This is a genomic window from Pseudomonas sp. Leaf59, from assembly GCF_920984685.1.
Lineage (GTDB): Bacteria > Pseudomonadota > Gammaproteobacteria > Pseudomonadales > Pseudomonadaceae > Aquipseudomonas.
Genome location: NZ_CAKLBR010000011.1, coordinates 1 through 22,864, shown reverse-complemented (window position 1 = coordinate 22,864; position 22,864 = coordinate 1). Strand labels below are relative to the sequence as shown.

The 22,864-nt window shown below is 62.0% G+C and carries 16 protein-coding genes and 1 pseudogene; 10 read left to right on the top strand and 7 right to left on the bottom strand.

What is annotated here, in order from left to right:
- Positions 1–100: 100 nt before the first annotated feature.
- Positions 101–1,030, bottom strand: a complete 930-nt coding sequence (locus LUB09_RS13720) for a DMT family transporter (RefSeq protein WP_231422813.1) — start codon at positions 1,028–1,030, stop codon at positions 101–103.
- A gap of 92 nt (positions 1,031–1,122) precedes the next feature.
- Between LUB09_RS13720 and LUB09_RS13715 the strand changes: the two genes are divergently transcribed.
- The 6 genes and pseudogenes from LUB09_RS13715 (at position 1,123) to LUB09_RS13690 (ending at position 7,289) form a co-directional block, all read left to right on the top strand.
- Positions 1,123–1,686: a helix-turn-helix domain-containing protein gene (locus tag LUB09_RS13715; protein ID WP_209982903.1), complete on the top strand. Its 564-nt coding sequence runs from the start codon at positions 1,123–1,125 to the stop codon at positions 1,684–1,686.
- 154 nt (positions 1,687–1,840) lie between these two features.
- A pseudogene (locus tag LUB09_RS13710) lies at positions 1,841–3,037 on the top strand (SfnB family sulfur acquisition oxidoreductase).
- A 12-nt stretch (positions 3,038–3,049) separates the two neighbouring features.
- Complete coding sequence (locus LUB09_RS13705; RefSeq protein ID WP_231422812.1) at positions 3,050–3,376, top strand: acyl-CoA dehydrogenase; 327 nt, start codon at positions 3,050–3,052, stop codon at positions 3,374–3,376.
- A complete protein-coding gene (locus tag LUB09_RS13700) occupies positions 3,376–4,755 on the top strand; it encodes an LLM class flavin-dependent oxidoreductase (protein ID WP_231422811.1) in 1,380 nt (459 codons plus the stop codon). Before LUB09_RS13705 ends, LUB09_RS13700 begins: the two co-directional genes overlap by 1 nt.
- 359 nt (positions 4,756–5,114) lie before the next feature.
- Positions 5,115–5,882 carry an ABC transporter ATP-binding protein gene (locus LUB09_RS13695; RefSeq protein ID WP_231422810.1) on the top strand — a complete coding sequence of 256 codons (768 nt, stop codon included), beginning with the start codon at positions 5,115–5,117 and terminating at the stop codon, positions 5,880–5,882.
- 12 nt (positions 5,883–5,894) lie between these two features.
- A complete protein-coding gene (locus LUB09_RS13690) occupies positions 5,895–7,289 on the top strand; it encodes an FAD/NAD(P)-binding protein (RefSeq protein WP_231422809.1) in 1,395 nt (464 codons plus the stop codon).
- Between the two features lie 316 nt (positions 7,290–7,605).
- On the opposite strand, the gene LUB09_RS13685 is transcribed toward LUB09_RS13690, so the two are convergent.
- From LUB09_RS13685 to LUB09_RS13670, 4 genes are read right to left on the bottom strand one after another with little or no spacing between them, the layout of a single operon-like run.
- Positions 7,606–8,853: an efflux RND transporter periplasmic adaptor subunit gene (locus tag LUB09_RS13685; protein ID WP_231422808.1), complete on the bottom strand. Its 1,248-nt coding sequence runs from the start codon at positions 8,851–8,853 to the stop codon at positions 7,606–7,608.
- Positions 8,843–10,321 carry a TolC family protein gene (locus tag LUB09_RS13680; RefSeq protein ID WP_209982886.1) on the bottom strand — a complete coding sequence of 493 codons (1,479 nt, stop codon included), beginning with the start codon at positions 10,319–10,321 and terminating at the stop codon, positions 8,843–8,845. The genes LUB09_RS13685 and LUB09_RS13680 overlap by 11 nt, the downstream gene beginning before the upstream one ends.
- Positions 10,314–11,513: an ABC transporter permease gene (locus LUB09_RS13675; RefSeq protein WP_231422807.1), complete on the bottom strand. Its 1,200-nt coding sequence runs from the start codon at positions 11,511–11,513 to the stop codon at positions 10,314–10,316. Before LUB09_RS13675 ends, LUB09_RS13680 begins: the two co-directional genes overlap by 8 nt.
- Complete coding sequence (locus LUB09_RS13670) at positions 11,510–12,211, bottom strand: ABC transporter ATP-binding protein (protein ID WP_209982880.1); 702 nt, start codon at positions 12,209–12,211, stop codon at positions 11,510–11,512. The genes LUB09_RS13675 and LUB09_RS13670 overlap by 4 nt, the downstream gene beginning before the upstream one ends.
- Before the next feature lie 360 nt (positions 12,212–12,571).
- Between LUB09_RS13670 and LUB09_RS13665 the strand changes: the two genes are divergently transcribed.
- The 3 genes from LUB09_RS13665 (at position 12,572) to LUB09_RS13655 (ending at position 17,797) form a co-directional block, all read left to right on the top strand.
- Positions 12,572–13,324, top strand: coding sequence for a TetR/AcrR family transcriptional regulator (locus tag LUB09_RS13665; protein ID WP_209982879.1), 753 nt, complete (start codon positions 12,572–12,574; stop codon positions 13,322–13,324).
- Positions 13,325–13,617: 293 nt separating this feature from the next.
- Positions 13,618–15,333: a hypothetical protein gene (locus LUB09_RS13660; RefSeq protein ID WP_231422806.1), complete on the top strand. Its 1,716-nt coding sequence runs from the start codon at positions 13,618–13,620 to the stop codon at positions 15,331–15,333.
- Positions 15,334–15,655: 322 nt separating this feature from the next.
- A complete protein-coding gene (locus LUB09_RS13655; RefSeq protein WP_231422805.1) occupies positions 15,656–17,797 on the top strand; it encodes a hypothetical protein in 2,142 nt (713 codons plus the stop codon).
- 86 nt (positions 17,798–17,883) lie between these two features.
- Here LUB09_RS13655 and LUB09_RS13650 read toward each other — a convergent pair whose 3' ends face one another.
- Together LUB09_RS13650 and LUB09_RS13645 are read right to left on the bottom strand one after the other, a co-directional pair.
- A complete protein-coding gene (locus LUB09_RS13650; RefSeq protein WP_231422804.1) occupies positions 17,884–18,945 on the bottom strand; it encodes an FUSC family protein in 1,062 nt (353 codons plus the stop codon).
- A gap of 135 nt (positions 18,946–19,080) precedes the next feature.
- Complete coding sequence (locus LUB09_RS13645) at positions 19,081–20,697, bottom strand: NADP-dependent glyceraldehyde-3-phosphate dehydrogenase (RefSeq protein WP_231422803.1); 1,617 nt, start codon at positions 20,695–20,697, stop codon at positions 19,081–19,083.
- Between the two features lie 299 nt (positions 20,698–20,996).
- Here LUB09_RS13645 and LUB09_RS13640 point away from each other — a divergent pair, with 299 nt between their 5' ends.
- Positions 20,997–22,361 (top strand): MFS transporter, encoded by a 1,365-nt coding sequence (locus tag LUB09_RS13640; RefSeq protein WP_231422802.1) that lies wholly within the window; start codon positions 20,997–20,999, stop codon positions 22,359–22,361.
- The last annotated feature ends 503 nt before the right edge of the window (positions 22,362–22,864 follow it).

Genomic DNA, 22,864 nt, shown 5'->3' with positions numbered 1-22,864 from the left:
ATCACCAAACGCCAAGGTGTGGCAGGATCCTACAGAAGCGGTCGAATAATCTCATTTGGCAATATTTCAAGCCGCACCGTTCAATGTGGACGGTCCGCCCTCAGCCCCGCTGTTCCTCTTCCAGCGCATCCTGAAGTTCCAAGGCCTTTTGCCCCTTGGTCTTCAACTCGCTCACGATCACCGCCACCACAATCAACACCGCCCCCAGCATTGCAATCGGCGGGAAACGCTCCCCGGCAATCCGCCCGACCACACCCGCCCACACCGGCTCCCCGGCGTAGATCAGCGTGGCCCGTGTCGGCGAAACGCTCTGTTGTGCCCAGTTCATCGCTACCTGGATGACTGCACTGGTTAAGCCCAAACCCACCGCGCTGAACAGCAGCAACCAGGAAAACCCCGGCAATGCCTCGCCCATCGGCACCACCATCAGGAACGACAACAGCGACGCCGTAGCCAGTTGCACCACTGTCACCCGGCGTACGTCCACTTGCCCCGCGAACGCACTGATCAGGATGATTTCGGCGGCAATCGCGACAGCGCCGATCAACGTGGCGATTTCCCCTGCGCTGAAATTCAGCGACGCGCCCGCCGGGCCAGTCAGCAGCATCAACCCGGCAAACGCCAGCATGATGCCAATGCTCGGCATCAACCCCGGGCGCCGGCCCAGCACCAGCCATTGCAGCAAGGGTACGAAGGGCACGTACAAGGCGGTAATGAACGCCGACTGGCTGCTGAGGATGGTTTGCAAGCCGATGGTTTGCAAACCGTAGCCGAACATGATTGCCACGCCAATGAACACGCCGGCCTTCAGCTCGAACAGGGTCAGGTCGCGCAAGGTGCGCACGGAAAAGAACCCCACCACGATGGCGGCGGCGGCAAAGCGCAGCCCCACGAAGAACATCGGCCCGCTGACCGCCATGGCGTGCTGCACCAGCAAAAAGGTGCCGCCCCAGATCATGGTGATCACCACCAGGATGCATTCGGCTTTGCTGAAACGGTTAAAACGCGACGGGGAGTTCGGGGTAGTCATGGCGGCTCGGTCTTGCAAGGGAGGGGCACGGACCGCACAATGCGCCGCACGCTGGGCAGTATACTGCGCACACCCACCCATTGAGCAATATAGTGCACAAAGAAAATCCACACCGGGCCTCGGTCCTGCAGCACGTCAGCCAGAACGTGCGTCGCCTGCGTCACGCCGCCGACCTCAGCCAGACTGCGCTTTCGGAAAAGTCCGGGGTCAGCCGGCGCATGCTGGTGGCCATCGAGGCCGGCGAGAAAAACGTCAGCCTGTCCACCCTCGATCGCGTGGCCGAAGCGCTGGACGTGGCTTTCAGCGACCTGATCCAGGCGCCTGGTGCACCCGACCACAGCCGCATCAACGAGCTGGTCTGGGCCGGCGAGATTGCCGGCAGTAAAGCCGTGTTGCTGGCCAAGGCCACCGCGCGCCGCGAGGTCGAACTGTGGGAGATGCACCTGGCGCCGGGTGATCGCTACACCCCCGGTTCCGACCCGGACGGCTGGAGCGTGCAACTGTTCGTGTTCGAAGGCTGCCTCACCTTGCTGGTGGGCGCTGAAGAAAAGCGCGTCGCCGCCGGTGAGTTCTACATGTTCGCCAGCCGCCATGTGCACGACTATCGCAATGATGGCGAGGTGGCCGTGCGGTTTGTGCGCAACGTTGTGATCTGACTGTTGGTGCGGCAACAGTGGCTGGACACTTTGCTGGTTTCAGCCTTGTAAAAATCCCCGAATACCGCGGCAAACGCCTGATTTTGCTGGTGATTACATTCAGGCACGACTCCTGCAATCACGCCGATAACCTATCGGAGCCTGGAGTCGGCCCATGTCAGCCCACCCTCAACACCCTGCCCACCTCATCCGCTCGGACGCCGAAGCCATCGAGGTCGCCACCCGCCTGGCCGCACGCTTTGCCGTCGAGGCCAGCGCGCGCGACCGCGAGCGTCGCCTGCCAGTGGCCGAGCTCGACGAGTTTTCCGCGAGCGGACTGTGGGGCATCACGGTACCCAAGGCCTACGGCGGCGCCGGTGTGTCCTATGTGACGGTGGCCGAGGTGATCAAATTGATCTCTGCCGCCGACCCGTCCCTGGGCCAGATCCCGCAGAACCACCTGGGCATCGTGGATATCCTGCAGCAAACCGCCAGCGAATCGCAAAAGCGCCATTACTTCGAAAAGGTCCTCGCGGGCTATCGTTTCGGCAACGCGTTCTCCGAAGCCAAGAGCAGGAACGCCGGCACCTTCGACACGCAGATTCGCTTCCACGGCGACACCGCGCAGGTCGACGGCGAAAAGTTCTACTGCACCGGCGCGCTGTTCGCCCATATCGTGCCCACCGTCGGCAACAACGAACACGGCCAGGCGTTTATCGCCCTGCTTGAGCGCGACGCGCCGGGCCTGAGCGTGATCGACAACTGGGACGGCTTCGGCCAGCGCACCACGGCCAGCGGCGGCGTGACCCTCGACGGCGTGACGGTGCCCCTGAGTGCGGTCATCCCGGCGCATGAGGCCTTCGACCGGCCAACCGCCCACGGCCCGATCTCACAGATTATCCAGGCCGCCGTCGACACCGGCATCGCCGTCGGTGCGTTGGAACAGACAAAGCTGCACGCGCGCTAGGCTCGCCCGTGGATCGACAGCCAGCAGGACCACGGCTGGCAGGACCCTTTCACCATCGCCGGCATCGGTGACCTGCAATGGCGTGTGCACGGCACCGAAGCCATTCTCGCCCGGGCCGGCCGGGCGATCGACCTGGCGCTCGCCGAACCCAACGAAGACACGGTCGCCAACGCGTCGCTGATCGTGGCCCAGGCCAAGGTCCTGTCGGCTGAAACCGCGTTGCTTGCCAGCAGCAAACTGTTCGAGCTGGCCGGCACCCGCTCGGTCACCGGCAAACACAACCTCGACCGCTTCTGGCGCAACGCGCGCACCCACACCCTGCATGACCCGGCTCGGTGGAAGTACCACCTGATCGGCAACTTCGTGCTCAACGGCGTAAAACCTGCGCGCCACGCCTGGAACTGAGGAACCTCGCCCATGACCGCCCTGAACCAAGCCCGCCAACTGCTGGAAACCACCCGGCGCTTCGTCGCCCGCAGCGACGACCCCTATGTGATCAGCCGCTTCGGCGACTTGCAGATCCGCGTCGACCTGGCCGCGGCCCTGCTCGAACGCGTCGACACCCACCCCAGCCCGGTGGCGCTCACCGAGGCGCATATCGCTGCCGCCGAGGCCCTGATCGCCGTGAGCAACGCCGAATTCGAACTGACCGGCCAACGCACCGCGCTGCCGTCGACCCTGGATGACCCGTTGCGCCACAAATACCGGGTCGTCGGCAACTATCACCTCAACGGAGTGTTTTGATGGCCCGTGAAATCCGCTTGAACGCCTTCGACATGAACTGCGTCGGCCACCAGTCTCCCGGCCTGTGGGCGCATCCGCGTGATCGTTCGTGGCAGTACAAGGACCTGGAATACTGGACGGACCTGGCGAAAATCCTTGAGCGCGGCAAGTTCGACGGCCTGTTCATCGCCGACGTGCTGGGCATTTATGACGTGTACAACGGCACGGGCGACGCGGCGATTCGCCAGGCGACCCAGGTGCCGGTCAATGATCCTTTGTCGCTGATCGCACCGATGGCGCTGGTCACTGAACACCTGGGGTTCGGCCTGACCGCCTCATTGTCGTTCGAGCACCCGTATCCGTTCGCCCGCCGTTTGTCCACGCTGGACCACCTGACCAAGGGCCGCATCGGCTGGAACATTGTCACGTCTTACCTGGAAAGCGGCGCCAAGAACCTCGGCCAGCAAGCCCAGACCGAACATGACGCGCGCTACGACTACGCCGAGGAGTACCTTCAGGTCTGCTACAAACTCTGGGAAGGCAGTTGGGAGGAGGGCGCGGTGCTGCGTGACCGTGAGCGGCGGATTTTCAGCGACCCGAGCAAGATTCACGAGATTCGCCATGTGGGCAAACACTTCCAGGTGCCTGGCATTCACCTGTGCGAGCCGTCGCCGCAGCGCACGCCGGTGCTCTACCAGGCCGGCGCTTCCAGCCGTGGCAAACAGTTCGCGGCCGAACAGGCCGAGTGCGTATTCGTCGCCGCACCGTCCAAGGTGCTGCTGAAAAAGACTGTCGCCGATATCCGCCGCCGCGCCGCCGAGGCCGGGCGCGACCCGAGTAAAATCCTGATCTTCAACCTGCAGACAGTGATCGTCGGCGAGACCGATGCCAAGGCCAAAGCCAAGTTCGACGACTACAAGTCCTATGTCAGCTACGAAGGCGCCATGGCGCTGATTTCCGGCTGGACCGGCATCGACTTCAGCCGTTTCCAGCCGGATGAACCGCTCAAGCATGTGCACACCAACGCCATCCAGTCGGCGGTGGAAGCGTTTTCCACGGCTGACCCGAACAAGGTCTGGACCCCCAATGAGCTGGCCGATTGGGTTGGCATCGGCGGCTTCGGTCCGCTGTTCGTCGGTGGCCCGCAAACCGTCGCTGATCTGCTGCAGGAGTGGGTGGAAGAGACCGACGTGGACGGCTTCAACCTGGCTTACGCGCTGACCCACGAAACCTTCATCGACGCCGTGGACCTGCTGGTGCCCGAATTGCAGAAGCGCGGCGTGTACAAGACCGACTACGCCCAGGGCACCCTGCGCGAAAAGCTGTTCGGCGACGGCGCCCGCCTGGCGCCCAACCACCCCGGCGCCGGCTACCGCGACCTCAAGGCAAGCGCGCTGTAACCGCCGAACTTTTTGGTGTGGCGAGCAGGCTTGCCCTGCGTTGGGCTGCGAAGCAGCCCCAAAACCAGCGTCCACGGACCGCAGTCGCCTTTATCGGGGCTGCTGCGCAGTCCAACGCGGGGCTTGCCCTAATGCCGTTCAGTTAAGGAAATTTTGTGGGCTTATTGTGGCGAGCGGGCTTGCCCCGCGTTGGGGTGCGAAGCGCCCCCAATCAAGCAAAACGCGGTGTACCTGATACGGCTCAGCGTCTGGTTTTGGGGCTGCTGCGCAGCCCAACGCAGGACAAGCCTGCTCGCCACAGAAGCCCTCTTTGCTGGGGGTGCGCTGGCCGACTCAAACCTGCAGCGGAGATCAACACCATGAACCAACCTGCCACACAACCCGCGCGCCCGGCGCTGCTGAGGGTCGACGACATTGAGGTGATCTACGACGGCGCGATCCTGGCTGTGGCCGGGGTATCGCTGAGCGTGCCCAAGGGCGCCATCGTGGCTTTGCTCGGCGCCAATGGCGCGGGCAAGAGCACCACGCTCAAGGCCATCTCGGGGCTGGTGCGCGCCGAGCGTGCCGAAGTCAGCCGGGGCGTAATCGAATACGCCGGGCAGGACCTCGCCGGTATCGACCCCAGCCTGCGTGTGCGCCAGGGCATGGTGCACGTGCTCGAAGGTCGCCACGTATTCGGCCAGTTGACCGTCGAAGACAACCTGCGCAGCGGCGGCTTTGTGCGGCGCTTGAGTCGCAAGGCCATGGCCCAGGACCTGGAGCGCATCTACTGCTGGTTCCCACGGCTCAAGACCAAACGCCACACCCGCGCCGGGCTCACGTCGGGAGGTGAGCAGCAGATGGTCGCGATTGGCCGTGCGTTGATGACGCGCCCAGAGCTGGTATTGCTCGACGAGCCGTCCATGGGCCTGGCGCCAATGATCGTGCAGGAGATCTTCGCGATCATCGCCCAGCTCAACCGTGAGCAGCAGGTGAGTTTTTTGATCGCCGAGCAGAACATAAACGTTGCGCTCAGCTATGCGTCCCATGGCTACGTGCTGGATACTGGGCGCGTTGCCTTGAGTGGCAGCGCCGCTGAACTGCTGGCGCGGGGCGACCTGCACGATATTTACCTGGGCAAACAGTAAGGGCCAACCCGCATGACTGAATCCACCCGCAACGCTGATGTTCTGATCATCGGCGGCGGCCTGAGCGGCACGATGCTCGCCGTGCAGCTGTTGCGCCTGCCCGGCACACGCCAAATCCTGGTGATCGAGCCGCGCGCCGAGCTGGGACGCGGCGAGGCCTACAGCGCGGTCGAGCTGGGCCACACGCTGAACGGCAACGCGGCGCGCATGAGCGTCGACCCGGACAATGCCGATGACCTGACCCAGTGGCTCACCGACCATATCGCCGCCGGTGGCTGGCCGGAGTCCGATCAGCAGCACGTGCCGGTCAGTGAATTGTTCCCGCCACGCGGGCTGTTCGGCCTGTATGTGCAGCAGCGCCTGGCCGAAGCCCAGGCGCAGTCCACCTCCACCGTCGAGCATGTCCGCGCTGAAGCGGTCGACCTGCAGGTCGAGGCGGGCGCTGCGCTGTTGACCCTGGATAACGGCGAGCAATTGCGCGGTGCCCATGCCGTACTGGCCACCGGCATGTTCCCGGCGGCGCGCACGCCACAGACCGACTCCAGCGGCGTCAACGCAGCGGCGGTGGACCCTTGGGACGTGCAGGCGATGACGCGGATCGACCCGCAGGGAAGTGTGCTGATCATCGGTTCCGGGCTGACCATGGTCGACGCCGTGGTGTCTCTTGAGCAGGCCGGGCATCGTGGGCCGATCGAAGTGTTTTCACGCCACGGCCTGCTGCCCCATGTGCGCCGGCAGCCGCCAGCCTGGGAGGACTTTTTGAGCGCCGAACCTGCGCTGCGCAGCCCTCGGCAATTACTGCGCGCGCTTCGCCGCCAGTGCCGCCGCGCGCTGGCGCAGGGCATTGATTGGCAGGCCCCGCTGGACACCGTGCGTGCGCACATTGCCCGGCTGTGGAGCCAGGCCAGCGAGGGCGAGAAGCGTCAGTTCGTGCGGCATGTACGGCCGTGGTGGGAAAGCCATCACCACCGTGCGCCGCCGTTGAGTGCCGAGTTGGTGGCGCGGTTGCAGGCGCAGGGGCGATTGCGCATCCGGGCGGCATCGTTCAAGGGCCTGGCGCCTGCCGCCAGCGGCGTGAGCATTCGCCTGCGTTTTCGCGGCGAGCAAGGCATTACCCAGGTGAGCGGCGCCGCGCTGATCAACTCCAGTGGCATCGAATACGACTGGCGCCGCGTAGCCCGGCCGCTGCCGCAACAGTTGCTCAAGCGCGGGCTGATCCAGCCCGGCCCGCTGGCGTTGGGAATCGCGGCGGATGCGACCGGTGCGGTGCTCGATGCCCAGGGTAGGGTCAGCACGCACCTGTTCGCCATGGGCCCGCCATTGCGCGGGATGTGGTGGGAAAGCACAGCGGTGACCGACGTGGCACTCCAGGCCAAGGCCCTGGCCCTGGAACTGACGACGATCTAAAAGTGCGAGCGGGCCTACTGTAACAAGCGTGCTTACTGTGACAAACGGGCTTGTTGTGGCGAGCGGGGCAAGCCCTAATGCCGTTCAGTTAAGCGCAGATTCCCTGTGGCGAGCAGGCTTGTCCTGCGTTGGGCTGCGCAGCAGCCCCAAAACCAGACGCTGAGCCGTATCAGGTACACCGCGTTTTGCTTGATTGGGGGCGCTTCGCACCCCAACGCGGGGCAAGCCCGCTCGCCACAATAAGCCCGCTCGGCACAAAAAAACCGCTCGGCACAGAGATGTGGGGGGCTGAAATGGCTCATGTGCAGTCAATACTTCAAGGTCTCGGGATTTTCACGAAGCCGGGCTTGAGGCCGAACACCTCCACGCCCTGCGGCGTCGATTGCCCGGTGGTCACTTTCACTCGCTCCACCGGCTGATCCATCGCCGCGCGATATTCCACGGTCATATCCGCCCCAATCGCCTGGCCTGGCACCACCATTGCCTGCGCATTGTTGTAGGTCACGATGGTCAGGCGCGCACTCATGCCCAGGCGCACCCTTTGCAACTGCTGCGGGGTAAGTGTGGGGATCGCCAGGGTCACCGGAAATTGCGCGCTGCCCTGGCCCTCACTGGCAATCGCCAGGCCGCTGACCACGCTCACCGTCCCGCTCAGCCGCTCGCCATCAAAACCATCGCCCAGTACCTCCACCGCCTGGCCCTGGTGCAACTGGTTGATGTCCAGTTCGGAGACCTTGGCGACGATTTTCAGCCGCTCGATATTCGCCAGCCCGAACAGCACCTGGCCCTGGCTGACCTTGCTGCCGGACTGCACCGGGGCATTGGTATTGCCGCCCGCTTGCGCCGAATTGTTGCCGGGCGCGGGCACCACAATGCCGGAGAACGGCGCCTTGACCTCCTTGCCAGCGAGTAGTTGTTGCAGCGCTTCGTATTTCACCGTGGCGTTGGTCAGCTCCATATCGGCGATCTGCCGGTATTCGCCGCGACCCTGGTCCTGGGCCTGTTGCAGTTCGGCGCGGGCTGCCGCCAGGTCCAGTTGTTGCTGCCGGGCCTGCTGCTTGAGGTCGTCGAGTTCGTTGCGCGGGATGATGCCGCGCTTGAACAGGTCTTCGCTTTCGCTGAGCCTGCGCCGGGTTGTGTCGGCGGTCATTTCGGCGGTGCGCAGGCTACGGCGGGCGCGACTCACATTGGCGCTGCTGTCCCAGTCCTGCATGTCCTGCACGGCGCGGCGCGCCTTGAGCTGGGCGGAGAGGGCGTCGCGCAGTTGCACCTCGAGGGTGGCCGGGTCCATGCGCAACAGCACCTGTCCGGCTTCGACGCGCTGGCCTTGCTCCACCAGATTGGCCTGCACATTGCCGTCGAACGGCGCCGTGAGGGTGACGGTAGTGTCGGGCTCGATTTTGCCCACCAGGCCGATCTGGTGCACCAACTGATCAGGTTTCACCGCCAGCCATTGCTCGTCGGCGCTGCCCGGCGTTTGCGCCGGGCTGCGCAGGGCCAGGCCGGCAGCGCCCGCCAGCACGATCAACAGAGCAACCAGCAGGCGTTTTTGATTAGTAGTCATTGAGGGCGATTTCCCAGCTTTCCAGGGTCATGCCCAGCGTCAGGTCGAGCTGGGTCTGGGCGTTCAGGTAAGCGATCAGCGCATTGAGCTGCGCGTTCTCGGCGTTGCGCAGGTCGGTCTCGAAGCTCAGCACCTGAAAGTTGGTGGAGCGCCCGGCGCTGAGTTTGTCACGCTCGATCTCGATCTTGCGCCGCGACAGCTCCACCGCGCGCCGCGAGATTTCATACTGGCGCCAGCGGGTGCCCAGGTCACGCACCACATCGTTGACCGAGCGTTCGAGCTCCTGGCGGGCGTCGGTGATACGGATCTCCTGATCTTCCACATTCACCCGCGCGCGCACTTCGGCCTGGCGCGTGCTGATGTCGCCGATGGGGATCTGCACCTGCACGCCAGCGTAGCTGTCCCAGCTACGGTTGTTACTGCGCCCGTTGTCATTGTCATAGGCGTCGCGCACCTGGTTCGCGCCGGCCACCAGGTCCACTTGCCAGCGCCCGGAGTCCTTGGCGATCACCAGGTTGAGGTCGGCCTGCTGACTGCCGAGCAGGGCGGCAAGGTATTCCGGTTGCTGGGTTTGCGCGAGGTTGAAGGCCTGGCGCTTGTCGATCTCCATGGGCCTGGCCTCCAGGGCTTCGCTGGCGCGAATCGGCGTGGACAGGTCCAGCGCGAGCAGGCGCAGCAACGCCAGGCGGCTGCTGTCGAGCTGGTTCTGCGCTTCTTCGACGCCCAGTTGCTGGGTGGCGATATCGGCTTCGGTCTGCACGATTTCAAATTCGGCCATGCGTCCGGCGCTGATCAGCGCTTTGTTTACCTCCAGCAACGTGTTGGAGCGCTTGAGGGCTTCCTGCACGATCAGCAGTTGCTCCTGGGCGCGCAGCAATTCGCGGTAGGTGGCGATGATCTGGCTGATGGTGCCCGCCACGGTGGCCTTGAGGTTCAGGCGGTTGGCCTGTTCGGACAGGCGCGACAGACGCAGCGGCGCGGTGGTGGCGTCCCAGCCGGCGCCGCGTGCCAGCGGTTGGATGACGGCCAGGTCCAGGCCGTCGCTGCGGTATCGGCCGGCGCGGTCGGCGTTGTTCAGTTGCTGGGTCCAGGCCATGCTCAGGCGCGTGCCATATTCGCCGAGCAGGCTGGTGGACGGTGCGAGGTTGGCATTGCGTGCGCTGTCCTGGGAGCCGCGGGTGCCACGGTAATAGCTGTTGAGGGTGAGCTTGGGCTTGAACACGTCTTCGGCCACCCGCAGGTCGAACTTCTGCGCGACCCGCTGCAGGTACGCGCTGCGAATCGCCGGGTTGTTGCGCAGGCCCAGGTACACGGCGTCGCCCAGGGTCAGGCTGGTGGCCTGGGCATTCAGCGACACGCCTCGGTCGTAGCCGCTGCGGGAGGTGCTCGGTGCCGACGGCTTGATCACCACCTCGGCGGCCATGCCGGGCAGGCTGAGCAGGGCCAGCAGCCACAGCCATTTACTCATCGCGCAAGGCCTCCACCGGCTGCAACCGGGAGGCCGAGACCGCCGGGTAAATGCCAAAGAACAAGCCCACCAGCAGCGTGCTGCCCACTCCCAGGGGCAGGGCCGCCACCGCCAATGAAAACACCCAGCCCGACAGCCACGCATACAGCCACGCCGCCGTCATGCCGAGCACGGCGCCGCAGACGGCGCCGACAGCGGTGAGGGTGACGGCTTCGAGCAGGAACAGGTTGCGAATATCCCGCTGGCGCGCGCCCAGCGCCATGCGAATGCCGATTTCGCGGCGCCGCTGCGAGACGTTCATCAACATCACGTTCATCACCCCGACACCGCCGCCCACCAGCGAAATCGCGCCCAGGGCCAGCAGCAGATAGGCGAAGGTGCGGCTCTGGCGGGTCATGCCGTCGATCATTTGCTGGGGCACGGTAATGTCGACGTTGTGGTCGATCAGCTGACGTTGCAGCGCAGCGGCGGCTTCGCGGGCGATGCGCTCCATGTCCTGCCCCGGCGCTGCGCGGATGATCACATTGCCGATCTGCGGGTTGGCGTAGATGCGGCGCATGCCCTCGGCGGGGATGAACAGCGACTCGTTGGCCTGCACCGGCATCAGCATCGCCCGGGGCTGATTGTGCAGAATGCCCACGATCAGAAACAGGTAGTCGTGGATGCGCACACGCTCGCCCAGCCTGAGCGGATCACCCGGTGCGCCGAGGGCCTGGGCCACCTGGTCGCCGATCACCGCGTAGGTTTCATTGGCATCGAAGGGCGACAGGAAGCGTCCTTCGCGCAGCACCAGGCGCATGGCCTCGTGGATACCCGGTGTGGTGCCGACCAGGTTGGCATTCGCCGTGCGGCCGTTGAACACGACGGGGCCGCTGAACAGGCTGAGCGCACCGATATGGGCGATGCCGGGGACGGCGCTGCGCACGGCGTCCAGGTCGAGATGGGCGCGCATGCTCAGGTTACCGCTGCGTTTGGTCGGGAATTGCGCGATCAGGGTGTCGGTGCCCATGTCCTTGAAAATCATCGCGGCATCCACTGCCGCGTTGTGGCCGATATTGATCAGCGCCACCACCGACGAACTGCCGATCACAATGCCCAGCAACGCGAGGACCGAGCGTTTGCCCAGGGTGCGCAGGCTGACGAACGCTTCATGCAGCAGTTGGCTCAGGCTCTGTTCAACGCGCAGGCTCATGGGCCGGCCTCGTTCACCACGCCGTTGCGCACCAGGATCTTGCGCTGCAGGCGCTCGGCGATCTGCGCATCGTGGGTGACGATGATCAGGGTCACCTGCTGCTCGCGGTTGAGCGTCAGCAGCAGGTCCATGATGTCCTGGGCGGTGCTGCTGTCGAGGTTGCCGGTGGGTTCGTCGGCGAGGATCACCGAGGGGTTGCCCACCAGCGCCCGCGCAATGGCAACGCGCTGACGCTGGCCGCCGGAGAGGTCGGCAGGGTGATGGTGCGCGCGTTCGGCCAGGCCCACCTGGTCGAGCATGCGCAGCGCCTGTATCACCGATTCATGGCGCGACACGCCGCGATAACTCAGGGGCAGCGCGACGTTGTCCAGGGCGCTGAGGCGTGGCAGCAGGTTGAAACTCTGGAACACGAAGCCGATCTGCTGGTTGCGGATCGCCGCCAGTTCATCCGGCGTGGCGCTGAAGATATCGTGGCCGGCAAAGCGATACTGGCCGCCGTTGGGTAAATCCAGCAGGCCGAGGATATTGAGCAGGGTGCTTTTGCCGGAGCCGGAGGCGCCGAGGATGCCGCAGCTGTCGCCGCGCGTGATGGACAGGCACACGTCATTGAGAATCGGCAGGTCTTGCCCCGCCAGTTGATAGCGCTTGCCGATGCCTTGCAGGGAGATCAATGGGGGTTGCGCGAAGTGCTCTGTCATCGTCGCCTACGCCTGCAGTCTGGATGCCGCCGTCACCTCTCGGAAAAACGTTGAAATAACTTCGAGGGCTGCGTGAGGCGTGTCGAGGACTGATTTGTTTCTTGTTTTTAAAATATTGTTTGAATAGTAACCGCGTTCCAGGCGCTTCGCCAGCCATTGGGGTAGAGCGGTTTTACGCTTGGCAAAGATTTATCCGACAACTGGACGCCGCCGCCGAGCACGCGCTCGACTACTGTTTGGAGGCCCGTGGACCGTGGCTTTCGATCGTATGGCAACCTGTCAGTACTTGCTTTCAAGGGACAGCCCCGGTATAAAAAATCAAATTATTTTTTAAAACAATATTTCCGCCGTGGAACCTTTATGGTCGCTAAGAAAATCAGCACGCCAAACATTACCAAGACTCGATTGCTGGATGCGACAGAGGCACTCTTTATCAAGTACGGGTACGACGCGGTTTTGTTACGGCAGATAACCGAGCGTGCCCAGGTGAACCTGGCCGCCGTGAACTATCACTTCGGGGACAAGGACTCCCTGATGAAAACCCTGCTGATGCAGCGCCTCGAGCCGCTCAACGAGCAGCGCCTGGAATTGCTCGCGCGCTGTGAGGCCGAGTCCGACGGGCCGCTCGACTGCGATACCTTGCTCGGCGTGCTGTTTGCCCCGGCCATGGGCCTGGAGCGCAGCGACCCGGGCAGCGGGGAGGGGCGCTCGTTCATCCGCTTCCTCGGTCGCGTGTACAGCGATACATCGCCGTTTATCCAGGAATACCTCAAGGTGCATTACCAGCCGGTGTTCCAGCGTTTCTTCGAAGCTTTTGCCCTGGCGCTGCCGGACCTGCCGCGTAATGAACTGGGCGTGCGCCTGCAGTTTGCGCTCAAGGCGATTTCCGGCGTGATGGCCGGGACCGAGCTGCGCCTGCTGATGAACTCCATGAGTCTTGGTCGCCCGGCCACTGACGCCGAGGTGATGGCCAAGCTGATTACCCTGGTGTCGGCCGCGATCCGTGTGCCGCAGCAAAGCCCCGAAGCACAAACTGCGCTGGCCAGGGTGCTGGACACCCAGCGCGTCATTCGTGAAGAAGCTGCAGCGCCTGTGACGAGGGCAACGCGCTGAGCTCGAATTGCAGGCAAAAAAAACCCGCTGGGGCGGCGGGTTCTTAATGTGCAGCATTTGTAACGGATGAGGCTTCACAGTAAGGCCCAGGGTGTGAATAAATCGTGAAAAATATGTAAGAAAAAGCGTTTCATAGTCGTTTCAGCCTTAACGGGCGATTTTTAGTTGCTTTGGATGCTGCCACTCGTCGCCACTGTCAATTCTGACAGTAGATTCAATCATTATTCCAAGCGCCTCATTCACCTTGCCCGTCGCGCCGCCACTGCGCGACTCAACCCCGCAAGGTGATGGCTATGACCACTGCGACTGACACGCTTTTCTCGCCGCCCTATTCGGTATACCCCGCCATACCGTTGACGGCTACCCCCTACCCGGAAACCGCTGAGTGGGGCCTGGGCCAGCGCGAAACGGACCCCAATGCGCTCTTCACGTTCGAGAACTGGTACGCGTCCGTTGCAAACGACAGCTTCGCCCTCTATTGGGGCAACTCGTCGCTGCCGGTGGCTCAGGACGTCGTCACGAAGATTTCCGACCGCTATAACCTGTCGATCCCCAAGACCAAAATTCGCGAAGGCGAATCCGACGTGTTCGGCCGGGTCACGCGTGCTGCCAGCGGGCAACAGGCGGATGGCTTTCCTCAAAAGTACCTGGTCAAGACCCTGCGTCCCGGCGGCCTCACATTCTGGGCCTCGGAGCAGTACCACCGGGGGTTGTTCCTGACCATCGAGGGCTTCCCGGATGGCTCGATCATCAATCAGGCCAATACCAGGAACGGGCTGTGGTGCCAGATCAAAAAGTACGAAAACATGCGCAAGAACGACACCATCACGCTGGCCTATGGCGCGACCACCATCGATCATGTGGTCAGCCCCGCCGAGGCCGCCGGGCCCGGGCCGATTCGCATGTTTATCAGCCAGCAGGTGATTTTGCAGGGCAATCAGCTGGGGCCGGTCGGCGTGGCGTTTATGGTGCGAGACGTGGTGAACAACGTCTCCGGGGAGAAGTACGCGTATTCAAAGCCCTACATTCTGAACAGCGAGCTGGACCTCAATCTGCTCAGGCCGCCGATCTTCCTGCTTGAAGGCGTCAGAGCCACCACGGTGGACCTCGATCAATCCAGCACGGCACGCTTTGCAGCGCGGGTGATTCTGCCCGACGACCCGCTGGACCCCAGCCCCCCTAACCGGATTGTGCTGATATTGACGATGACGCAGAACACCGAATACGGCGAGTCCACCCGGACCCTGCGCTTGCCTGCGGTTAAGGACACCAACCTGGGGGGAGAAACCATTGCCATCGCCAACGACATCATCACCTCCCTGAAGGACGCCACCATCCGCATGGCGTTCGAGTGGCAAACCGCTGATGGCACGTTGTTGAATCGCTCGGGCAGCACCGTAGTGAGGGTAGTGGGCACGGCTGCACGTCCCTCACCGTTAAAAATAGATACCTCACCTGTAGTGCTGTCTAAATTTAGCATTTTTTTAGATAATAGTCCGCTGATTGCCGATTTTCCTGGAAAGACAATTACCCGATTGCCTGAGGGAGGAAGTCCTCCGTATGTTTTTTCGGAAACAGGGGGGGCAGTTCAAGTTGACATCAATACTGGGAAGGTTACAGGGGTGCGTAATGGCTCGGCAATTATTACTGCGCGTGATAAAAATGGGAGTACCGTTAGTTATCCTGTCACGATAACGAACTGCTGGCTTTTCGCGATCGTAGGGTGGGGGGATCCAAAGGATGGCCACGCCAACTATTTCGTTAATTTACGCGCTCTGGGTGCGAGTTATCCAGGTGCGCGCGGGTTAACAGAGGAGGAATGGGCGTTGCTGTATACAGTATTGGGAAGTACGCCGATGAAATTGCCGGCTAATTTTTCTTACTATCAATGGACAACTGGGCAGGTTGTTAACGGAACATCCCTTGTCAATAATCGTGTTACCGGAGCTCGTGAACCTATATCTACACTGTGGCGCGAGACCGCAACTGTACTTCTTCGCCCGTATTGATTTTTTTGCGGCCCTGTATTGAGAAATTGTCTAGCGGTTGGGTAAATTTACTTGAACGTAAATTTGCCCATTTTTTAGACTGTTCGCATGTGTAGCGGGAGATAGCATAAAGGGATAGCCTACTTAACGGCAGGCTGTCCCTTTTTTCCGTACTCAACGCCTCACCTGATTTGCCATCTTCGTCTGCCGCCCCGCATCCCTGCGTCTTACCACTCGTCGCCACTGTCAATTCTGACAGTAGATTCACTCCGCCTCCCAGGCGCCTCATTCACCTTGCCCGTCGCGCCGCCACTGCGCGACTCAACCCCGCAAGGTGATGGCTATGACCACTGCGACTGACACGCTTTTCTCGCCGCCCTATTCGGTATACCCCGCCATACCGTTGACGGCTACCCCCTACCCGGAAACCGCTGAGTGGGGTCTGGGCCAGCGCGAAACGGACCCCAATGCGCTCTTCACGTTCGAGAACTGGTACGCGTCCGTTGCAAACGACAGCTTCGCCCTCTACTGGGGCAACTCGTCGCTGCCGGTGGCTCAGGACGTCGTCACGAAGATTTCCGACCGCTATAACCTGTCGATCCCCAAGACCAAAATTCGCGAAGGCGAATCCGACGTGTTCGGCCGGGTCACGCGTGCTGCCAGCGGGCAACAGGCGGATGGATTTCCTCAAAAGTACCTGGTCAAGACCCTGCGTCCCGGCGGCCTCACATTCTGGGCCTCGGAGCAGTACCACCGGGGGTTGTTCCTGACCATCGAGGGCTTCCCGGATGGCTCGATCATCAATCAGGCCAATACCAGGAACGGGCTGTGGTGCCAGATCAAAAAGTACGAAAACATGCGCAAGAACGACACCATCACGCTGGCCTATGGCGCGACCACCATCGATCATGTGGTCAGCCCCGCCGAGGCCGCCGGGCCCGGGCCGATTCGCATGTTTATCAGCCAGCAGGTGATTTTGCAGGGCAATCAGTTGGGTCCGGTCGGCGTGGCGTTTATGGTGCGAGACGTGGTGAACAACGTCTCCGGGGAGAAGTACGCGTATTCAAAGCCCTACATTCTGAACAGCGAGCTGGACCTCAATCTGCTCAGGCCGCCGATCTTCCTGCTTGAAGGCGTCAGAGCCACCACGGTGGACCTCGATCAATCCAGCACGGCACGCTTTGCAGCGCGGGTGATTCTGCCCGACGACCCGCTGGACCCCAGCCCCCCTAACCGGATTGTGCTGATATTGACGGTGACGCAGAAAACCGAATACGGCGAGTCCACCCGAACCCTGCGCTTGCCTGCGGTTAGGGACAACAACCTGGGGGGAGAAACCATTGCCATCGCCAACGACATCATCACCTCCCTGACGGACGCCACCATCCGCATTGCGTTCGAATGGCAAACCGCTGATGGCACGTTGTTGAACCGCTCGGGCAGTACGGTGGTGAGGGTGGTGGGCACGGCCCAGTGGTCTGCGCTGCCTCATCCAGTCCTCAATGGCGCCGCAAGCGTCGGGCAACAGACGGCCGTTGATCCGTTGGCCATCGAGAACTATACAAGTGTGACCGTCAAGTACCCAGGCATGCTCGCGACGGATAGCATCACATTGATATGGATGTATCAGGATGGCACTCAATATCAGACAACACTGGGAGGCCAGACGAGCGGCTCAGTAATATTTGATCTGACATCGGCTCAGGTCGTGCATAAAAGCGTAAACAGTAAAGTGCAGTTGAGCTACTCGATTGTACGGGGTGGTAAAACCATCGCTTCGGTTGTTCAAACGGTCACGGTGGCAACCATTGTTCCTGGCAAATTGCCGAGTCCGTTGATTAATGGCTTGACCTCGGGTTCGACGTTGTTTTGGAAAGCTTTTTACAGTAGAGAAGTGGCAGTGGCTAAGTGGCCGCTGATTAAAGCAGGGCAAAAAGTATGGCTGACTATCACGGCGGCAGGTATTGAGCTGAAAGTGTTGGAGGGTTACTCTGTTAATGCAGATGAAGCCAGAAATGGACTGGTGGATAAAGTCGTTTTGCGTGATAGGATTGCGGCTTTGCCAGAGGGCAGCAGGGTTGAGGTGAAATGCTCAGTGGCGTTTGATGAAGGGGGTGATCCGACCAGGGCCGTGCTGTTTCCGATAATGACCTACATGATGGAGCCTAAATTTAATCCGCCCGTTATCACACATGCAATAGTGGCATCCTCAGGCAGAGTTTTACCCAATGGTGGTAGGTTGAATTTAGCCTCGGAGGGTACTGGCGTGAATTTCTACTGGACCTGTGATGCCAGGCCTTATGCACGGTATATGTATGTGAAGGACTCCAATATTGGCGGATATTCGTTCCTCGTTCCCGCCAACGTTACATCCTGGTCAGCTTGGACTGGTTTTCATGTTCCCAACGTTACCACATTTATATATGTCCAAGAGTCCTATGATCTCAATGCTAGGTCAAACCTATTCAGTTGGACCAAGACATAACGTATAGGGTGTTTGTGTTAGATTTTATAAATTAATAGTAAGTGGGACAGCTCTACTTAACCGTAGACTGTCCCTGTTTTTATCCCTCAAATCCGCCAATGACTCGACGTTCTCGCCAGTTGCTGGCGCATCCCCTCCACATTCCCCGCTAATTGCAGCGTCAGCAACCGATACCCGTCCAGTGCACTGTGCACCGGCGCTTGCAGCCCACCGCCATCCGTTGCGTGAGCCGCAGGCCGATCCAGCCGTTCGGTAAACCCCGACTTCAATGCCCGCGCCATCCCTACCAGTTGCACCCGAATCTGTCGGTGCTCGGACTTCAACATCATCTGCATACGCGCCATCGCCTGCTCATCACGCGGGTCTGGCCGGGTATTGCCAAGAATCTCCAGGGTGCTGATGCACATGCGCAGGTGCCGTTGGATGGCGTCCAGTTCGGTCAGGGAAATGCGCACCTCCTTGGACACTGACGGCATCAGCGAGCGCAGTTGCACCATCGCCGTGTTCAGGCGGTTGAGCAGCTTGAGGTGTTCATCGTCGGTCACCGACTGGCCACCGATAATCCGGCTGTAGATTGCCGCACAGTCGCGCAACGCACTGGCCAGGTTGTAGCGCCAGGAGTACACCGCGTACAGCGGCAGGGCGAACGAAAACGCCAGCGCCAGTGCGATGCCGATCAGGATGTCCACGGTGCGCCACAAGCCGTCCGAGATCGGATTGTCGCCGTGCCCGGCCACGATAAACACCGTGATCGCCGACAGCAGCGCGATGTAGCCGCCCTTGCCGATGGCGTGATAGGAAAAGAACCCGCACACCACCGACATCAGCAGGTAGGTCAACAGCGGCAGGCCGAAGTAGGCCTGTTGCACCACTAACAGCAAGCCGACACTGGCACCGATCAAGGTGCCGTAGGCGCGTTCCACCGCCTTTTTGCCGATGTTGCCGTGGTGCTGCAAGCCGCCGATCACGATGAGCATGGTCACCGACGCCCATTCGCCGTGGGGCAGGTTGAGCCCGGTGGTGAGCAGGATTGTCGCCAGCAAGCCGATGGACACGCGCACGGCGTGGATCAGCTTGGCATGGCGATAGCGGCGGTAGGGGTCCAGCAACGGGCGCAAAAGGCGCCGGGCAAACAGGGGCAAATTCATCGGTAGTAAAGTGACCTCGGTAATCAGGGGGAAATGCTATCCACTGTGAGAACTGGCTTGCCTGCGATAGCCTCACCGCTGCGTGGCAGACAGACCGAGGAGCCTGCATCGCAGGTAAACCAGTTCCCACATTCGTCAGAAGATGTAATCGGTGGTCAGAAAACTTGAATCCCGGTTACGCAGAATATCGCTGACCAACGCCTTGTTGCTTTCCTGGAACTTCGTTGCCACCAGGGTGCGAATCGAGAACACGCGCAGTGCGTCATGCACAGACAGCGTGCCTTCGGCCGAGTTCTTGCGCCCGTTGAACGGGAAAGTGTCCGGCCCGCGCTGGCACTGGGCATTGATGTTGATACGGCCCACCTGGTTGGCGAAAACGTCTACCAGCCGCCCGACTTCCACGGCATTGGTGCCGAACAGGCTCAATTGCTGGCCGAAGTCAGAATCGAGCACGTAGTCGATTACCTTGTCCAGATCACGGTAGGGCACGATCGGTACCACCGGGCCGAACTGCTCTTCGTGGTATACGCGCATCTGCGGGTTCACCGGGTACAACACCGCCGGGTAGAAAAACGAGCCGCGACTCTCGCCGCCATTCGGGTTGACCACCTTGGCGCCGTGCAGCGCGGCATCGGCCACCAGCGCGTTGAGATAGTCGACCTTGCCCACCTCCGGCAGCGGCGTCAGCGACACACCATCTTCCCACGGCATGCCTGGCTTGAGCGTGGCCAGTTTGGCATTGAATTTTTCGATGAAACGCTCAACCACATCCTCATGCACAAACAGGATTTTCAACGCGGTGCAGCGCTGGCCGTTGAACGACAGAGCGCCGGTGACCGCTTCGCTCACGGCATTATCCAGGTCGACCTCCGGGAGCACGATGCCGGGGTTTTTCGCATCCAGGCCCAGGGCCGCGCGCAGGCGGTGCGGCTTGGGGTGCAGCTTTTTCAAATCGCTGGCGGCCTTGTTGGTGCCGATAAACGCAAAGATATCGATCTTGCCGCTGGCCATCAGCGCGCTCACGGTTTCGCGGCCGCTGCCGTAGATCACGTTGATCACCCCGGCCGGGAAGCTGTCGCGAAACGCCTCCAGCAACGGACGAATCAGCAGCACGCCGAGCTTGGCGGGCTTGAACACCACGGTATTGCCCATGATCAGCGCCGGGATCAGCGTGGTGAAGGTCTCGTTCAGTGGATAGTTGTAAGGGCCCATGCACAATGCGACGCCCAGCGGCACGCGGCGGATCTGGCCGAGGGTGTCCTGTTCCAGCTCGAAGCGGCTGGAGCGACGGTCGAGTTCCTTGAGGGCATTGATGGTGTCGGTGATGTAGTCGCAGGTGCGGTCGAACTCTTTCTGCGAGTCCTTGAGGTTCTTGCCGATCTCCCACATCAGCAGCTTGACCACCGCGTCGCGCTGTTCGCGCATACGCCGCAGGAATGCTTCGACATGCTGGATACGCTCCGCCACGCGCATCGTCGGCCACTCACCCTGGCCGCGGTCGTAAGCACGCACGGCGGCGTCGAGCGCGGTAAGAGCGGTGTCGGCGTCCAGCAACGGCGTGCTGCCGATGTGCACGCGTTCATCACCCAACTGCACCGGGCTTTGCACGCGGGCCAGCGGGCCGTTCCAGACCTGCAAGCGGCCATCGACCAGGTAATCACGCTGTTCAATCGGCGCGGCGAGGCGAAATTGTTCGGGAATATCGGTGGAGGCGGTGGGAAACAGCTGGGCGAGCAGGTTGCTGGTGGTCATGTCGCTACCCCGGGAATAGTGTCCAAACATGACGAGAGAGTTACCCATCCACCGGCTCGATGGCAAGGGCTACGCAGCTTTGCCGAACGCTGTACACAATGTGGGAGGGGGCTTGCTCCCGATGGCGGTGGGTCAGTAAGCATCAATGTTTGCTGACCCTCTGCTCCCACAGCGAGTCTGCGTTTAACTGAACCTTGCTCGCCCCAGGATGAATATTTTGACAGCCAGCCGATTGTTGCCTGAAAAAAATCCGCGCTGCCCGTAACCTACAGGCCCCTTGTCACCCGTGCGGAGCGTTCATGTCTTCTGTTGCCGATGGGCTTGCCCTCAATAAACGCCTGCCGGCCGTTATCGCGCTGTCCCTGGGCATCGGCATGGCGACGCTGGACACGGCCATCGTCAACACGGCGTTGCCGACCCTGGCCGAAGGTATCGGCACCGATTCGGCCTCGGTGATCTGGGTGGTCAACGCCTACCAGTTGGCGATCATCGCAACGGTGCTGCCGTTTGCGTCGTTGAGCGATGTGCTGGGGCATCGCCGCGTGTACCTGGGCGGGCTGCTGCTATTTATCGTCTCGTCGCTGTTGTGCGGGCTGGCCGGTTCGCTGTTGACCCTCACTGCCGCGCGTGTGGCCCAGGGGCTGGGGGCGGCGGCGTTGATGAGCGTCAATACCGCGTTGCTGCGCCATATCTACCCCTCGAAGATGCTCGGGCGGGGCCTGGGCTATAACTCGCTGGTGGTGGGGCTGGCGTTTACGCTGGGGCCGACGGCAGCGTCGGCGATTCTTTCGGTGGCCAGTTGGCACTGGTTGTACCTGATCAATGTGCCGTTGGGGCTCTTGGCCCTGGGCCTGGGGGTGCGCTCGCTGCCCACGCTGCCGATCAGCGGGCACGCCTTTGATCGTCTGGCAGCGTTGCTGTGTGCCGGTTTGTTCGCGTTGCTGGTGCTGGGCCTGGGCGCCGCCGTGCATGGCGCGCAGGGTGCATCGACCATCGGGCTGGTGGCGCTGGCAGCGGTGTGCGGTGCCCTGCTGCTGCGCCGCGAGGCCGGGCACCCGGCGCCGATGCTGGCGGTGGACCTGTTCAAGCGCCCGGTATTTGCCTTGTCCTCCCTTACCGCCATTTGCGCGTTCAGCGCCCAGGGCCTGGCGTTTGTGTCACTGCCGTTTCTGTTGCAGGCGGCGTTGGGCCATAGCCAGGTGGAGACCGGGTTTCTGATGACGCCATGGCCAGCGGTGGTGGCGGTGATGGCGTTGGTGGCCGGGCGTCTGGCGGATCGGGTGTCCCTGGGCCTGTTGTGCGGCGTCGGCCTGCTGATGCTGAGCCTCGGCATGGGCGCGCTGGCGACGCTGGGCAATGAGGCCTCGGCATTTGATATCGGCTGGCGCATGGCGTTGTGCGGCGCCGGTTTCGGGTTTTTCCAGTCGCCCAATCTCAAGGCCCTGATGACCAGCGCCCCTTTGGCACGCAGTGGCGGGGCCAGCGGCATCGTGGCGATTTCGCGGCTGCTGGGGCAGACACTGGGCGCCTCGTTGGTGGCCCTGTGTTTTCACCTGTCCGTGAGCAGCGGCCCGCACTACGCGCTGTGGCTGGGGTGTGCGTTCGCGCTGGTGGGCAGTGTGGCCAGCGGGCTGCGTTTGTTGCCGTATCAACAGCGAATCTGACTCTAATGCCATTCCCTGTGGCGAGCAGGCTTGTCCTGCGTTGGGCTGCGCAGCAGCCCCAAAACCAGGCGCTGAGCCGTATCAGGTACATCGCGTTCTCCTTCACTGGGGGCGCTTCGCACCCCAACGCAGGACAAGCCCTAATGTCAGTCAGTTAAGCTCAGATCTCCTGTGGGAGCGGTGGTGCGACGATTCGACTTGCCCGCGAAAGCGGTGGGTCTTCAGCATCAATGTTTGCTGCGCCGACGCCATCGGGAGCAAGCCCCCTCCCACATTTTGTACAGCGTTCGGCAGACCATTTCGGTCGGCTCTCAGGCCGCCGCGCTTTTGCTTTTGCTTTTGATCTGGAAGCGCCCCGTCAAACACGCTGGCCGAGCGCAGGTTTTGGAGCGTGGGTAACCCGGCAGGACGCCGGGTTAGCCGCGCTGGGCCAAGGATGGCCCATCGCGGCGGCCCACGCTCCAAAGCCTGCGTGAGGGCACACCGAGCCCAGGCGAGGTGCC

Bases quoted from the DNA above. Each gene is read 5' to 3' on its own strand.
- LUB09_RS13720 (WP_231422813.1), bottom strand. From the start codon at position 1,030: ATGACTACCCCGAACTCCCCGTCGCGTTTTAACCGTTTCAGCAAAGCC.
- LUB09_RS13705 (WP_231422812.1), top strand. From the start codon at position 3,050: ATGACCGCCCTGAACCAAGCCCGCCAACTGCTGGAAACCACCCGGCGC.
- LUB09_RS13700 (WP_231422811.1), top strand. From the start codon at position 3,376: ATGGCCCGTGAAATCCGCTTGAACGCCTTCGACATGAACTGCGTCGGC.
- LUB09_RS13695 (WP_231422810.1), top strand. From the start codon at position 5,115: ATGAACCAACCTGCCACACAACCCGCGCGCCCGGCGCTGCTGAGGGTC.
- LUB09_RS13690 (WP_231422809.1), top strand. From the start codon at position 5,895: ATGACTGAATCCACCCGCAACGCTGATGTTCTGATCATCGGCGGCGGC.
- LUB09_RS13685 (WP_231422808.1), bottom strand. From the start codon at position 8,853: ATGACTACTAATCAAAAACGCCTGCTGGTTGCTCTGTTGATCGTGCTG.
- LUB09_RS13680 (WP_209982886.1), bottom strand. From the start codon at position 10,321: ATGAGTAAATGGCTGTGGCTGCTGGCCCTGCTCAGCCTGCCCGGCATG.
- LUB09_RS13675 (WP_231422807.1), bottom strand. From the start codon at position 11,513: ATGAGCCTGCGCGTTGAACAGAGCCTGAGCCAACTGCTGCATGAAGCG.
- LUB09_RS13670 (WP_209982880.1), bottom strand. From the start codon at position 12,211: ATGACAGAGCACTTCGCGCAACCCCCATTGATCTCCCTGCAAGGCATC.
- LUB09_RS13665 (WP_209982879.1), top strand. From the start codon at position 12,572: ATGGTCGCTAAGAAAATCAGCACGCCAAACATTACCAAGACTCGATTG.
- LUB09_RS13660 (WP_231422806.1), top strand. From the start codon at position 13,618: ATGACCACTGCGACTGACACGCTTTTCTCGCCGCCCTATTCGGTATAC.
- LUB09_RS13655 (WP_231422805.1), top strand. From the start codon at position 15,656: ATGACCACTGCGACTGACACGCTTTTCTCGCCGCCCTATTCGGTATAC.
- LUB09_RS13650 (WP_231422804.1), bottom strand. From the start codon at position 18,945: ATGAATTTGCCCCTGTTTGCCCGGCGCCTTTTGCGCCCGTTGCTGGAC.
- LUB09_RS13645 (WP_231422803.1), bottom strand. From the start codon at position 20,697: ATGACCACCAGCAACCTGCTCGCCCAGCTGTTTCCCACCGCCTCCACC.
- LUB09_RS13640 (WP_231422802.1), top strand. From the start codon at position 20,997: ATGTCTTCTGTTGCCGATGGGCTTGCCCTCAATAAACGCCTGCCGGCC.